The sequence below is a fragment of the Streptomyces sp. WY228 genome, from assembly GCF_019287315.1.
Classification (GTDB): Bacteria; Actinomycetota; Actinomycetes; order Streptomycetales; family Streptomycetaceae; genus Streptomyces; species Streptomyces caviscabies.
In genome coordinates this window covers 7604341-7618599 of the sequence record NZ_CP079114.1, presented here as the reverse complement: position 1 = coordinate 7618599, position 14259 = coordinate 7604341, and the positions used below count along the sequence as shown (strand labels likewise).

Annotated in this window: 11 protein-coding genes; 10 read left to right on the top strand and 1 reads right to left on the bottom strand. The window is 73.0% G+C overall.

Translation table 11 applies throughout. The features are described 5' to 3' along the window. The first annotated feature begins 21 nt into the window (after positions 1-21). The 10 genes from manD to KV381_RS33095 all read left to right on the top strand — a co-directional run bounded on the left by manD (position 22) and on the right by KV381_RS33095 (position 13000). Positions 22-1236 (top strand): D-mannonate dehydratase ManD, encoded by a 1215-nt coding sequence (manD, locus tag KV381_RS33140; protein ID WP_030623027.1) that lies wholly within the window; start codon positions 22-24, stop codon positions 1234-1236. Between the two features lie 163 nt (positions 1237-1399). Beyond that, positions 1400-2500: a LacI family DNA-binding transcriptional regulator gene (locus KV381_RS33135; RefSeq protein ID WP_030623029.1), complete on the top strand. Its 1101-nt coding sequence runs from the start codon at positions 1400-1402 to the stop codon at positions 2498-2500. Positions 2501-2578: 78 nt separating this feature from the next. Beyond that, complete coding sequence (locus KV381_RS33130) at positions 2579-4192, top strand: FAD-dependent oxidoreductase (protein ID WP_193462804.1); 1614 nt, start codon at positions 2579-2581, stop codon at positions 4190-4192. Positions 4193-4447: 255 nt separating this feature from the next. Beyond that, complete coding sequence (locus KV381_RS33125) at positions 4448-6577, top strand: hydantoinase/oxoprolinase family protein (protein WP_030076650.1); 2130 nt, start codon at positions 4448-4450, stop codon at positions 6575-6577. Continuing rightward, positions 6574-7218 carry a hypothetical protein gene (locus tag KV381_RS33120; RefSeq protein ID WP_030076648.1) on the top strand — a complete coding sequence of 215 codons (645 nt, stop codon included), beginning with the start codon at positions 6574-6576 and terminating at the stop codon, positions 7216-7218. Before KV381_RS33125 ends, KV381_RS33120 begins: the two co-directional genes overlap by 4 nt. A 4-nt stretch (positions 7219-7222) precedes the next feature. Next, on the top strand, positions 7223-8503 hold the full coding sequence (locus tag KV381_RS33115) for a TRAP transporter large permease subunit (protein ID WP_030076646.1): 1281 nt from the start codon (positions 7223-7225) through the stop codon (positions 8501-8503). 28 nt (positions 8504-8531) lie between these two features. Next, a complete protein-coding gene (locus tag KV381_RS33110; protein WP_030623038.1) occupies positions 8532-9572 on the top strand; it encodes a hypothetical protein in 1041 nt (346 codons plus the stop codon). A gap of 109 nt (positions 9573-9681) precedes the next feature. Next, on the top strand, positions 9682-11556 hold the full coding sequence (locus tag KV381_RS33105) for a hypothetical protein (protein WP_030623040.1): 1875 nt from the start codon (positions 9682-9684) through the stop codon (positions 11554-11556). Between the two features lie 85 nt (positions 11557-11641). Next, positions 11642-12610: an alpha/beta hydrolase gene (locus tag KV381_RS33100; RefSeq protein WP_218786958.1), complete on the top strand. Its 969-nt coding sequence runs from the start codon at positions 11642-11644 to the stop codon at positions 12608-12610. A 162-nt stretch (positions 12611-12772) separates the two neighbouring features. Next, a complete protein-coding gene (locus KV381_RS33095) occupies positions 12773-13000 on the top strand; it encodes a hypothetical protein (protein WP_373461178.1) in 228 nt (75 codons plus the stop codon). A 34-nt stretch (positions 13001-13034) separates the two neighbouring features. Here the strand turns inward: KV381_RS33095 and KV381_RS33090 are convergent, their stop codons facing one another. Further along, complete coding sequence (locus tag KV381_RS33090; protein ID WP_218787347.1) at positions 13035-14225, bottom strand: cytochrome P450; 1191 nt, start codon at positions 14223-14225, stop codon at positions 13035-13037. Positions 14226-14259: the final 34 nt, after the last annotated feature.

The following is a 14259-nucleotide window of genomic DNA, read 5'->3' as shown; positions in this document are numbered from 1 at the left end:
CTGCGGAAAGAGCGCACACGCATGAAGATCGTCGACGCGAAGGTCGTCGTCACCAGCCCCGGCCGCAACTTCGTCACCCTGAAGCTGACGACCGACGAAGGGCTCACCGGCCTCGGCGACGCGACCCTGAACGGGCGGGAACTGTCCGTCGTCAGCTATCTCACCGACCATGTCGCCCCCCTGCTGATCGGCCTCGACCCGCATCGCATCGAGGACACCTGGCAGTCGCTGTACCGGGGCGCGTACTGGCGGCGCGGTCCGGTGACGATGGCCGCCATCGCCGCCGTGGACGTCGCACTGTGGGACATCAAGGCGAAGGCCGCCGGGCTGCCCCTCTACCAGTTGCTGGGCGGCGCGAGCCGGGAGCGGATCGGTACGTACGGTCATGCCAACGGCCGGGACATACCCGAGCTGCTCGACTCCGTACGGGCCCGGCTCGCCGAGGGCTATCCGGCCGTCCGCATCCAGTCCGGCATCCCCGGCCTCAAGGCGGTGTACGGGGTCTCCGACACCGATGACACCGGGGCGCCGGTCCTCCACCAGCAGGCCCGCCCACTGGTGGAGGACTGGGACACCGCGGCGTATCTGCGCCATGTGCCGGCCGTCTTCGAGGCGGTGCGCGCGGAGTTCGGCGCCGAGCTGCCGCTGCTCCACGACGCCCACCACCGGCTCACCCCGGTCCAGGCCGCCCGGCTCGGCAAGGACCTGGAGCCCTACCGGCCGTTCTGGCTGGAGGACTGCACCCCGGCCGAGAACCAGGAGGCGCTGCGTCTGGTCCGCCGGTCCACCACCACGCCGCTGGCCGTCGGCGAGGTGTTCAACACGGTGTACGACTACCAGGCCCTGATCACCGAGCAGTTGATCGACTACGTGCGCTCGGCGGTGACCCACTTCGGCGGCGTCACCCCGCTGCGCAAGCTCTTCGACTTCGCCGCGCAGTACCAGATCAAGAGCGCTGTCCACGGCCCCGAGGACATCTCCCCGGTCGGGATGGCCGCCGCCGTCCACCTGGACCTGGCCGTGCACAACTTCGGCATCCAGGAGTACTCCGGCCACACCCCGCTCACCGAAGCGGTGTTCCGGCACGCCTACACCTTCACGGACGGGTATCTGCACCCGGGCGAGGCGCCCGGCATCGGGGTGGAGCTCGACGAGGAGCTGGCCGCCGCCCACCCGTACGCGCCCGCGTATCTGCCGGTCAACCGGCTCCACGACGGGACCGTGCACGACTGGTGAGTTCCCTTCGCTCATGAGTTCCGCGGGGTCCGGCGTGCGCCGGGCCCCGCACCCACATGGGCCGAAAGAAGTCTTGCGCGATCCCTTGACCCGTGCGGAACGGAGGTTCACAGTACTCACTAATGCGCATTACTAATACGCATTAGTGATCCGGAGGAACACCGTGGAAGAACCCAGGAAGCGGTCCAGGCCGGGCCGGGCGCCGGCTCCCGCAGGCCGCACGTCCCGGCCGCGTCAGGCCGAGGTCGCCCGGCTCGCCGGGGTCTCGCAGGCCACCGTCTCGCTGGTGCTGGGGGCCCGGAAGCAGGGCGCCACGATCTCCGAGGAGACCCGGCGCAAGGTGCTCGACGCGGTGCGGGCCCTGGGCTATGTGCCGGATCCGGCCGCCAGCCGTCTCGCCGCCGCCCGGAACAATCTGCTCGGGGTCTTCAGCTTCACGTCCACCTTCCCCACCGACGTACAGCACTCGTACTACCCCTTCCTCGTCGGCGTCGAGCAGGAGGCCGCCGCCCGGGGCTACGACCTGGTGCTCTTCACCGGCTCCAGCACCGGCGGCGCGGGGGCCGCCGGACCGAACGCACTCAACCGGGTGCGGCTCGCCGACGGCTGCCTCTTCCTCGGCCGCCACGCCCCCGCCGACGAGCTGCTGCGGCTGGTCGCCGACGGCTTCCCCGTGGTGCACCTCGGCCGCCGGGACGAGCTGGAGGGGCTGGCGTGGGTCGGCGCGGACTACATCAGCGCCGCCCAGGAGGTCGTCGCGCACCTCGCCGCGCTCGGGCACCGGCGCATCGTGCTCGTCCGCGAGGACGACGAGGCGCCCGCCTCCACCGACCGTGAGCACGGCTTCCTCAAGGGCCTGGAGGAGGCGGGGCTGCCCGGCGGTCCCGCCGCCGTCTTCCGCTCCGCCGACCCCGAGCGCGACCTGACGGCCGAGCGGCTGCGCGGCTGGCTGGACGAGGGCGTGACCGCGTTCGTCGCGGAGGAGACCGACACCGGCGACGCCTGGCGCGCCCTGCACGGCGCCGCGCACTTCGTCGGCATCGACTGCCCGCGCGACGCCTCGCTCGCCCTGCTCGGCAGCCCCCCGCCGGATCTGGCGGACGGGCCCGTCCCCACCGGCTTCGACGTCCCCCGGCCCCAACTGGGCGCGGCCGCCGTGCGGATGCTCGCCGCGCTGGTGGCCGGGGAGGAGGCGACGGAGCCCCTGGTGGCCTGCACCTTCCGGCCCGGCTCGACGGCAGGACCGGCCCCCGTACACCTCTGACCCTCGTAGACCCGGCCCCGGGAGGAGGCCGGCCGACGCTTCAACGCACCACGTACACCCAGCACTTCAAGGAGAACCGTGACATCCGAACCCGACATCCTCATCGTGGGCGCCGGACTCGGCGGCGTGGCCGCCGCTCTCGCCGCCTGCCGGGCGGGGCGCACCGTCGTCCTCACCGAGGAGACGGACTGGATCGGCGGCCAGCTCACCTCGCAGGCGGTTCCGCCGGACGAGCACCCGTGGGTCGAGGAGTTCGGCACCACCGCCTCGTACCGCACCCTGCGCGACGCGATCCGGGACTACTACCGCCAGTGGTACCCGATGCGTTCCGAGGCGCTGGCGCTGCGCAACCTCAACCCGGGCGCCGGGCGGGTCAGCAAGCTGTGCCACGAGCCGCGCGTCGCCCTCGCCGTCATGGAGGCCATGATCGCGCCGTACCGCTCCTCGGGTCTGCTGACCCTGCTCACCGAGCACCGGCCGGTGGCCGCCGAGGCGGGCGAGGACGACACCGTACGGTCCGTGACGCTGGCCGACCTGCGCGGCGGCAACCGCCTGACGATCAGCGCCCGTTACGTCATCGACGCCACCGAGACCGGCGAACTGCTCGAACTCGCCGGTGTGGAGCATGTGATCGGCGCCGAGGCGCGGAGCGAGTACGACGAGCCGCACGCCCCCGAGGAGGCGCAGCCCCTCAACCAGCAGGGCATCACGGTGTGTTTCGCGCTCTCGCACCACGAGGGCGAGGACCACACCATCGAGCGCCCGGCCGACTACGACTTCTGGCGCACCTATCAGCCGGACTTCTGGCCGGGTCCGCTGCTCGGCTTCCTGGCCCCCGATCCGCGCAGCCTGGAGTCCGTGCCGCGCACCTTCGTGCCCAATCCGGAGCTGGATCCGCTGGACGTCAGCGCCGACCAGTCCGCCGACGCCGGCGACAAGGAGCTGTTCGGCTTCCGCCGGATCCTGGCCCGCAAGCTGCACCGGTCCGGTGCGTTCGACTCGGACATCACGCTGGTCAACTGGCCGCTGAACGACTACTGGTTGAAGCCGCTGATCGGCGACGGCGAGGAGACCTCGGCGGCCGCGCTGGCCGAGGCCCGCCAGCTGTCGCTCTCGGTGCTGTACTGGCTCCAGACCGAGGCGCCCCGGGCGGACGGCGGCACGGGGTTCCCGGGTCTGCGGCTGCGCCCGGACGTCACGGGCACGGCGGACGGTCTGGCGAAGGCGCCGTACGTCCGCGAGTCACGGCGGATCAAGGCCGTCACCACGGTCACCGAGCACGACGTCTCGATCGACATCGTCGGCCCGTACGGCGGCACCCGCTACCGGGACTCGGTCGGCGTCGGCAACTACCGTATCGATCTGCATCCTTCGACCGGTGGCGACAACTACATCGACATCGGTTCGGTGCCGTTCGAGATACCGCTCGGCGCGCTCGTCCCGCGCCGCGTCCGCAATCTGCTGCCGGCCGGCAAGAACATCGGCACGACGCACATCACCAACGGCTGCTACCGGCTCCACCCGGTGGAATGGAACATCGGCGAGGTCGCCGGCGCGCTGGCCGCGCACTGTGTCGCCGAGAGCGTCGAGCCGCACCAGGTCCAGGCCGAGGACAAGCGGTTCGAGGTGTTCGCCCGGCTGCTGGAGCGTGACGGCGTGCAGCGCCACTGGCCGGACGTACGCGGCTACTGACCCCGTACGCGCCCGACGGGCCACGGACTACGAACCACGGCCCACGGACGGCGCGAACGACGCATCACCACCCGCTTCACCGCACGACACCCGCTTCACGCACCACCCCGTTTCACCGCACGGCCCCCAGGGCTCACGCGGAGCGCCGGGCGGGCGCAGCTCCACCTGTACCCGCCCGGCCCCAGGCCCCGGACCTCTCGCGAGGCCCGGACCTGCCGCCCTCGCCCTGCCACCCGCACAAGGAGGTGCCCAGCCATGAACACCCACCGCATACGCGTCGGCATCGACGTGGGCGGAACCTTCACCGACGCCGTGGCCGTAGACGCCACGACCCTGAACCTGCTGGGGCAGGTGAAGGTTCCCACCAGCCACCATCACGAGGACGGTGTCGCCCACGGCATCGTCGAAGCTCTCGACCGTCTGCTGGAGCAGACCGGCCACACGCCCGAGGACGTGACGTTCCTCGCCCACGGCACCACCCAGGCTACCAACGCCCTGCTGGAGGGCGACGTCGCCACCGTCGGTCTGATCGGCATCGGTGCAGGCCCGAGCGCCGCCCTGACCCGTCGGCTGGCCGCGTTCCGCAAGCTGGAGCTGACGCCCGGCAAGCGGCTGCCGCTCGCCTACGGGCATGTGGCCGACCCCGACGACGCGCCCGCGATCCGGGCCGCGCTCGACGCGGTCGTGCGGGAGGGCGCCGAAGTCGTCGTCGCCAGCCAGCCGTTCAGCGTCGACCGGCCCGAGGGCGAGGACGCGGTGGTGGCCGCCGCCGAGGAGCGCGGGCTGCCGACGACGGCGGCGCACGACATCACCTCGCTGTACGGGCTCCACAAGCGGACCCGTACCGCCGTGGTGAACGCCGCGATCCTGCCGCGCATGCTCGCCACCGCCGACCTGGTCGACGCGTCCATCACCAAGGCGGGCGTGAGCGCGCCGCTGATGGTGATGCGCTGCGACGGCGGGGTGATGTCGCTGGACGAGATGCGGCGCAGACCGCTGCTGACGGTGCTGTCCGGTCCGGCGGCGGGCGTCGCCGGCGCGCTGATGCAGGAGCGCATCAGCGAGGGCCTGTTCCTGGAGACCGGCGGCACGTCCACGGACATCAGCGTCGTGCGGCGCGGCAAGGTCGCCGTCCGGCACGCCACGATGCTCGGCCGGACGTCGTATCTCTCGGCGCTCGACGTGCGGACCGTCGGGGTCGGCGGCGGCTCGATGGTCCGGGTCGACGGCGGCAAGGTCGTCGGCGTCGGGCCGCGCAGCGCGCATATCGCGGGGCTGCCGTACGCCTGCTTCGCGAGCCCGGAGGATCTGGCGGACGCGACGCTCACCACGGTCCGGCCGATGGCGGACGACCCGGCCGACTACGCGGTGCTGGACGCCGCCGGGGGCCGCTTCGCGATCACCATGACCTGTGCGGCGAACGCGCTGGGCCGGGTGCCGGAGGGGGACTTCGCCCGGTGCGACCCGGCCGTGGCGAAGGCCGCGATCGCCCCGCTGGCCGCCGCGCTCGGCACCGATGTCGCCACGGCCGCGGCGAAGCTCCTGGACGCGGGCACCGAGCAGGTGAGGTCGGTGGTCGAGGCGATGATGCGCGACTACCGGCTGGACAAGGACACCGCGCTGCTCGTCGGCGGTGGTGGCGGCGCCGCCTCCGTCACCCCGCATCTGGCGGCCGTCACCGGCCAGGAGGGCCGGATCGCCCGGCACAACGAGGTGATCAGCCCGATCGGTGTGGCGCTGGCGCTGATCCGGGAGCAGGTCGAGCGGATCATCCCGGGCGCGGGTCAGGAACAGATCCTCGCCGTGCGCGCGGAGGCCGAGGCCGCCGTCATCGCCCAGGGGGCCGCCGCCGACGGGGTGGAGGTGGAGGTCACCGTCGACCCGCAGACCAGCACCGTACGGGCCGTGGCGACCGGCGCCACCGAGCTGCGCACCCAGGACCGCGCCCACCGGGCCGACGAGGCGGACCGGCTGCGCGCCGCCGCCGACAGCCTGCGGACCGACCCTGCCTCGGTGCGGGTCCTCGCGGGCACGCCCGCCCACACCGTGTACGGCACCGAGGTGCACCGGCGGTTCCGGGCCGACCGGCATCCGGTGCGGGTCGTGGACGCGGACGGCGTCGTACGGCTGCACGCGCCGGACGCCCGGGTGGAGACGACCACCGTGGGGCAGGCGCCCGAGGTCCTCGCGGGGCTGGTGAAGGAGGCCACGTCGTACGGGGACGGCGGGGTGCGCGCCCCGGCGCTGCGGCTGCTGCTCGGTTCCCGGATCGCCGATCTGTCCGGGGTGATCGACCCGGATCCGCTGCTGGCGCTGGCCCGCAGCGAGCTGCGCTCCCGGGCCGCCGACGAACCGGTCGTCGCGGTCGTGGAGGTGCGCTCATGACGGCCGCCCTGCTCGACCGGGCCGCGCGCACGGCCATTTCGGCGCTGGAGGCCGACGACGACGTCGAGTTCGGCGTACGGCTGCTCGCGAACACCCCGACGCACGAGGGGCGCGATCCCGAGCTGCTGCGCCACTGGGCCCGTACCGCCGACGCGTTCGGCGCGGCGCTGCCTCCGGTGGCCTCGACGGCCCGGATCGTGGAGAGCGACGGCGGCCTGACGCGCGGGCTGCTGGCCCGCTACACCTCACGGCCGGCGCCCACCGTCGAGCTGTTCACCGACACCCTGGCGCTCGCCGAGGAGCTGATCGACCTGCTCGGCTGGCGGCACTGGTATCCGGCCGGTTCGGTCCGGGCGGCGGCGATCGCGCACGAGGCGGTGCACGAGCGGCTCCACCACGGCCCGGCGAAGAAGTCGCTGAAGCGCGCCCTGGACCATGTGGTGCTGCGCGCCGGACGGCACACCCTGTACGGCCATGTCGCGGGCGCCGACGAGATCGCCGCCCACGCCCACGCCCGCACGGTCTGCGGTCTGGGCCGCAGTCCGCTCCTGCTGACGGCCGCCCTGGCCACCGCGGCCGAGCCGCGGCACGGGTCCGCGGCCCGATCCCCGCACCCGCACCCGCACGGAAGAGAGAAGTAGCGCCATGGGCATCGTCATCCTTCTTGTCATGGCGGCCGGTGTCGCCGCGATGCTCACCCGCAGGCTGCCCACCGCCTTCGCGCTCGTCATCCTCGCCGTCGTCATCGCGTTCGTCGCGGGCGCTCCGCTGACCGGCGAGAACAGCGTGCTGGACACGGTCGTCCAGGAGGGCGCGCCGGCTCTCGCCGCCACGATGATCGCGATCCTCCTCGGCTCCTGGCTGGGCAAGCTCCTCGACGAGACCGGCATCGCGGGCACCCTGGTGCGCAAGATCGTCGAGTTCGGCGGGGACCGGCCGGTGGTGGTCGCCCTCGGCGTCCTGGCCGTCTCCACGCTGGTCGGCACGGTCACCGGATCGGCTCCGGCGGCGATGCTCGCCGGGATCATCGGCATCCCCGCCATGATCGCCGTCGGCATCCCGAAGGTCACGGCCGCCGGGACGATCCTGATGGGCATCGCCGCCGGCATGCCGTTCGAGCTGCCGATCTGGCAGTTCTTCTCCACCGCGCTGGAGCTGCCGGTCGAGACGGTGCGAGGCTTCATGTTCAAGCTGTTCCCGTTCGCGCTGGCCGCCGCCGTCCTCTTCGTCCTCATCGAGACGCGGCGGCGCGGCGTCGAGCACGCCTGGTCGCTCAAGTCGGCGTCCGCCAAGCCCGTTTCGCGCCGCAAGCAGCTGGGCGACGCCCCGTGGTACGCCCTGCTCACCCCGGTCGTGCCGCTGGTGCTCGCCCTGGGCTTCGAGATCGCGATCCTGCCCTCCATGCTGGCGGGCGTCCTGTTCGCGCTGGTCACGACGACCCGGCCGCGGGAGATGAACAAGCGGCTGCTGCGGACGCTGTACGGCTCGTTCGAGGTCGCGGCCGCTCCGATCGTCCTGTTCGTCGCCATCGGCATCCTGCTGGCCGCGGTGAAGCTGCCCGGTGCGGTGGAGTCGCTGGAGCCGCTGGTCAAGGCCGTCAGCCCGCAGAACCCGGTGCTGTTCGTGCTGGTCTTCACGCTGCTCGTGCCGCTCTGCCTGTACCGGGGGCCGCTGAACGTCTTCGGTCTCGGCGCGGGCATCGCCGGGGTCCTCATCGCCGCCGGCATCTACCCGGCCGTCGCGGTGCTGGGTCTGGCCACCTCGTACAACCAGGTCTTCGGGGTGTCGGACCCCACCAGCACGCAGACCGTGTGGAGCGCGCAGTACGCGGGGGTGACGCCGCAGCAGGTGATGCTGCGGACCCTGCCGTACGTCTGGGCCGTGGCGCTCGGCGGATTCTGCGTCACCGCCGCCAGCTATCTGTGATCGCTCACTCTTCGGGACGGAGAACGACATGACACAGCACGAGGACACCACCCCTTCCGCAGCCGGGGCGTTCCGGCCGAGCCGCCGGATCTTTCTGCGCGGCGCGGTGGCGGGCACGGCGGCGACCGCCGGGCTGATCGCCACCGGGGCCGCGGCCGGGCGCGCCGTCGCGGCCCCCGGCGGATTCCCGGACTACCGCCATCTGAAGCCGCTGCTGACGCCCTCTCAGCTGAAGTACAACCCGACCGGCGAGATCATCTTCCCGTGCATCCGGGGCGTCTACGACAGGCTGGCGAACCCGCTGGGCCGCTACTACCTCTACTACGCCCCGCACGATGCGCCCGGCGGCATCTGCCTGGCGTACGGCGACTCGCTGGAGGGCCCGTTCACGGAGTACCCGGCGAACCCGCTGGTCTCCAACGACTGGCAGCCGCACTACAAGGTCAGCCATGTCTCCTCGCCGCACGTCCTGTGGAACGAGGACGTCAAGGAGCTGTGGCTCTACTTCCACGGCGAGAACCACACCACCCGGCTCGCCCGTTCCAAGGACGGCATCACCTTCACGTACGACCGGACCGTGCTGACCAAGGACATGCTGCCGGCGGGCACCAGCGAGACGTCCTACGCACGGGTGTTCCGGCACGACCTGCCCGCGCGCGACGCGCGGTACGTCATGCTCTTCATGGTCAACAACCAGTCCAACCACCGTGACATCGGCTGGGGCTGGTCGAAGGACGGCCGGGCCTGGACCTTCTCCCAGCAGCCGCTGGTACGCCATGCGGACGTCGGTGTGAACAACCTGAGCGGCCCGCATCTGCTGACCCGGGGCGGCAGTACGTACGTCGTCTACCACACCGGCAAGGAGAACGGCGGGAACATCCTGATCACCGAGGTCGGCAACGACTTCTCCCGCCGCGACCACCTCGGCGTCTTCTACGACTCCGGCAGCGCGGCCCCGGAGAACGGCCGCGCCGCCTCGCCGAGCTTCGGGACGGACCGGGGCGTGCCGTATCTGGTCTACGAGGCGGGCGACCGGCTCGGCGGGTCGATCGCCGTCGCACGCGGCTGACCCATCCCGGCCGGGGTGTGCCGCACGACGAACGGCACACCCCTGCCGCCCTCCCCCGCTGCCTCTTCACCGCAGCCACCGCAGCCTTTCCCCGCCCAGGAGTCGCCCAGTGACGTACGGAACGTTCCTCTCACGCCGCACCCTGCTGACCGCCGCCGGCGCCGCAGGCCTCGCCGCCGCCCTGCCCGCGCCCGCCGCCCTGGCCGCCACCGCCGCACCGAACCTCGCGGCCCTGCCCCCGGTCTCCCCCGACCGGCGCGCCTTCGCCGCCGACGAACAGCTCTACGCGCCCTATCTGGTGAGCCTGGCCGGCATGGTCGGGGACATCAGGACCGGCTCGCCGAACTCCGGTTTCCTGGGCGGCGGCTGGTGGCGCAAGCCCTCGGAGCCGTACAACGCGCGGGTGCAGGAGCACGTCTACACACTCGCCTGGTTCCTCACCACCTCCCGCTCCTGGAACCCGTACCGGGGGAACGCCGAACTGCTCGCGGGGCTGGACGCGGCGCTCGGCCACTATCTGGGGCTGCAGCACGCGGACGGCTCCTGGCCGGAGTACAGCCCGGACGAGCACTCGCTCGCCGCCACCGGATTCGCGCTCGGCTATCTGAGCAAGACCCATGTGCTGCTCAAGAACGCGCAGTTGCTGCCCGCGCGGCGCACCCAGATCGCCCGCGCGACGCGTGCGGCGATGATCTGGCTGCTCAACCCGGCCAACGGGCGGGTGTGGCAGACGCCGATCTCCTTCGCCAACCAGGTCGCCGCCGGGCTCGCGGGTTCGGCCCTGGCGCTGCGGACCAACCCCGACGCGGCGCTGCGCACCCAGCTGAACAACGCCTTCGCCCGGATCGCCCAGCACGGGCAGGGACCGGCCGGCTTCTTCTACGAGAAGGGCGGCACGGACATGAACTACAACTTCGAGGTGATGCTGCCCGAACTGGCCGACGCCTGGCGCCAGTCGAACAACGCCCACCTGGTGGCCATGGCCCGGAAGTACACCGGCTGGCTGGGCTACAACCTGCTGCGCGAGCCGGACGGTTCGGGCTGGTTCAGCAATGTCGCGCCCTCCACCCGGACCAGCGCGCTCGCCTACGACAACACGCGCCCGGATCCGGAACGTACCGCGCTCAACGCCCAGTTCGTGCCGGAGGTTCCGGCGCTCGGGGCGTTCACCTCCGCCCGCGAGGATCTGTCGGCCGCGCGCGCCGCCTGGGCCGACGACGCCGCTCCGGTGGCGGGCCTGACCAAGCAGGACACCTCGCCGCGGATCCTCGCCCACGCGCTCTACGGCGAGCGGTACCCGACCCGGCAGGCCAAGGCCGACGCGGTGCGGGCCCTGCCGTATCTCGCCTCGAAGAACTTCACCGAGCGCCGGACGGACCGGGGCCAGGACTTCCTCTACATCCGGCGGCCCGACGTCTATCTGGGCGCGTATCTCGGCGACCGGGCGACCACCATGGCGCGCACCGGGCTGTCGTTCCTGTGGCACCCGGTGGCCGGCACGGTCATCCAGACCCTCAACGACAACGACCACGGGGTGTGGGCGACCGTACTGCCCGGCCAGGCCCCGGACTCCGACGGGCCGCAGGCCGGACAGTTCCTCGGCGGCAGTCCGTACGCCTTCCGCTTCGCCACCCCCAGCGGCTCGGTCGTCACCGATGTGCGGGTGAGCGACGGGCTGGTGCGGCGCTCGGTACGGGCCGTCTCGTCCGCGACCGAGACGGTGCCGCTGATCCTGAAGGCCTCCGACCGGGTGGTGTTCGGCAACGGCACCACGGTGCCGTGGGGCGGCTCGGCCTCGGCCACCGCCACGGGCCTCGACCTGCACCGGGGCCCGGGTGTCGTCCGGATCCGGTGGGGCGCGGCCCGTGCCGCCTCCGTCGCCGCCGCCTCCATCCGGTATCTGCGCGACGGCAGCCGCAGGATGCACATCCTGAAGATCCCGCACAGCGGCTCGATCGAGGTGAGCATCACGCTCGACTACTGACGGATCTGCCGGTTCGCGCTCCGCGGCCGTGCCCCGCCGTCCGGCGCCGGGCGCGGCCGCGGAGTCCTCAGGAAGGCTCCACCCGATGTCGTACGACCCCCGCCTGGACCCGGAGATGGCGGCGGCGCTGGCCGCCGCCCCGCTGCCGCCCACCGTCCTCCCGGGCCTCACCCGCGAGGGGCTGGCCGCCCTGCGCGCCGCCCGCGCGGCCGCCGTTTTCCCGCCGCCCGCCGAAGGCGTCCGGGTGACCGACCACCGCCTGCCGGGCCCCGGTGCCGTACGACTGCGGGTCCACCGGCCCCGTGCCGCCCCCACCGGGCCGCTGCCGTGTCTGGTGTGGATGCACGGCGGAGGCATGGTGCTCGGCACGCCCGAGATGGACGACGCCCGGCTCTCCGCGTACGTCCTGGAGGCGGGCTGCGCCGTGGTCTCCGTGGACTACCGCCTCGCGCCCGAGCACCCTTACCCTGCGCCCGTCGAGGACTGCTACCGCGCGCTGCGGTGGACGGCGGAGCAGGCGGACGCGCTCGGCGTCGACCCGGAGCGCCTGGCGGTCGGCGGGATCAGCGCGGGCGGTGGGCTGGCCGCCGCCACGGCGCTGCTCGCCCGGGACCGCGGCGGACCGCGCCTCGCCTTCCAGTTGCTGCTCTGCCCGATGCTGGACGACCGCAACACCACTGCGTCCAGCCGGGAGTTCACCGATCCCGTCACCTGGCCGCGCGCCAACAACCTGTACGGCTGGGCGGCGTTGCTCGGCCCGCTCGCCGACGGCGACGAGGTGCCCCCGTACGCGGCGCCGGCCCGCGCCACCGATCTGTCGGGGCTCCCGCCCGCGTACGTCGACGTCGGCGAGCTGGAGGTGTTCCGGGACGAGTGCGCGCAGTACGCGCTCCGGCTCATCGCCGCCGGGGTGTCGACCGAATTCCATCTGTGGCCGGGCGCGTTCCACGGATTCGACGGTGTGCTGCCCCACCTGACCCTCCCGCGCAGGGCCGCCGCCGAGCAGATCGCGGTGTTGCGGAGGGCTCTCGGGAACCCCGCGCAGGGGGCCTGAGTACACCCTCGGTCCGGGTCCGGACGGCCTGCCCCCGTGCGGGGCGGCCGGCAGGGTCGTGGGCGGAAGAACGATCCGCACGGCCGGGGCTTCCCGAACGGCCCGGCCGGAGTCACGTCCAGGGGGACCCATGTACCGCAAGCGCCTCACCGCCGCCCTCGTGTGCACGACCACGCTCGCCGTGGCGTTCGCCGTTACGTCTATACGGCCGGCAGCCGGTACGGCTACGGCGTCGCCTCCGTCCCGCTGAGCTGCGGCGGGGTCTACTGGGGCCACGGCGGTGATCTGCCGGGCGGGTCGGTGGGCGGCGGCCGGGCCCCGGACGGCCGCGGCACCGTCACCGTGTACACCACCACCTGGACCGCCGAGGGCGATGCCCGGGGCCGCTGAGCCCCGGGCACACCACCTGCCGGTACGGCGGCCCCTACCACCGGACGGCGAGCCGCCGCGGACTGCGGGAGGTGGTGCCGGTCCGCCACGCGACCGCGTCCATGGGTTCCGCCAGGGCGAGGGCCGGGAAGCGGGCGGCCAGGCGGTGCAGGGCGAGCTGGAGTTCCGTACGGGCCAGCCAGGCGCCCAGGCAGTAGTGGGGTCCGGCGCCGAAGGAGAGGGTGGGGGCCTCCAGCGGGGCGAACAGGTCGTGGAGGGTGGCGGGCGGAAAGACCTCGGGGTCGCGGTTGGCCATGCCGCAGTCGGCGAGCACGATCGCACCGGCCGGAATCGTCACCCCGCCGACCTCGACGTCCGTGGCGGCGTGCCGGGCGCTGCCCCGGTCGTCACCCAGCGGTACGAGGTGGACGAGGCGGTCGGCGACGCGTCCGGCGGCCTCCTCGTCGGCGCCGATGCGGGGCCAGGCGGTCGGGCGTTCGCCCAGCAGGTAGAGCAGCGCGTTGCCGAGCATGGTCATCGTGCTGTCGTGGCCGCCGACGACGAGACCGCACACCAGGCTCACCAACTGGGCCTCGGGCACGCCCCCTTCCGCGTCGGCCGCCGCGGCCAGGCCGCTGATCAGGTCGTCGCCGGGCGTCCGGCGCCGCTCCGCGAGGAGGTCCGCGCCGAACGCGCTGAACTCGGCGAGGGCCGCAGCCACTTGTTCGCCCTCATGGGTGCCGTCGGAGAAGGCGTGTTCGCTCCAGTACCGCAGCCGGCCCCACGCGGACTCCTCCAGACCCATCAGCCGGCTGATCACCGCCACCGGCAGCGGGAGGGTGAACTCCGCGACCACGTCGGCCGGTCGCTGCTTCGACTCCAGCCGGTCCAGGAGTTCGTCGACGGTCGCGGCGATCCACGGCCGCCAGCGGGCGACGGCCCTCGGGGTGAACGCGCGCCGCAGGGTGCGGCGCAGCCGCAGATGGCCGGGGCCGTCCTGGTTGAACATCAGGTCGGGGTCGTTCACGAGGTCGGGTACGTCGGAGAGGGCCGGTGCGTCGGCGTCGTACAGCCGCTCCCGGCCGAAGCGCGGGTCGGAGAGCACCTGGCGGACGTCCTCGTACCGGCTGACCAGCCAGGCGGGTGCCCCGCCCGGCAGCTCGGCCGGGCGGGGCGGTCCGGGTTTCTCGAAGTGCAGGCGGTGCATCGGTACCGGCGCGGGACACGTGGGCTCGGTGGCGGTCACCATGCCTCCTGGGCGGGGTGGTCGGGGGTGGTTC

Bases quoted from the DNA above. Each gene is read 5' to 3' on its own strand.
- manD (WP_030623027.1), top strand. From the start codon at position 22: ATGAAGATCGTCGACGCGAAGGTCGTCGTCACCAGCCCCGGCCGCAAC.
- KV381_RS33125 (WP_030076650.1), top strand. From the start codon at position 4,448: ATGAACACCCACCGCATACGCGTCGGCATCGACGTGGGCGGAACCTTC.
- KV381_RS33120 (WP_030076648.1), top strand. From the start codon at position 6,574: ATGACGGCCGCCCTGCTCGACCGGGCCGCGCGCACGGCCATTTCGGCG.
- KV381_RS33115 (WP_030076646.1), top strand. From the start codon at position 7,223: ATGGGCATCGTCATCCTTCTTGTCATGGCGGCCGGTGTCGCCGCGATG.
- KV381_RS33110 (WP_030623038.1), top strand. From the start codon at position 8,532: ATGACACAGCACGAGGACACCACCCCTTCCGCAGCCGGGGCGTTCCGG.
- KV381_RS33100 (WP_218786958.1), top strand. From the start codon at position 11,642: ATGTCGTACGACCCCCGCCTGGACCCGGAGATGGCGGCGGCGCTGGCC.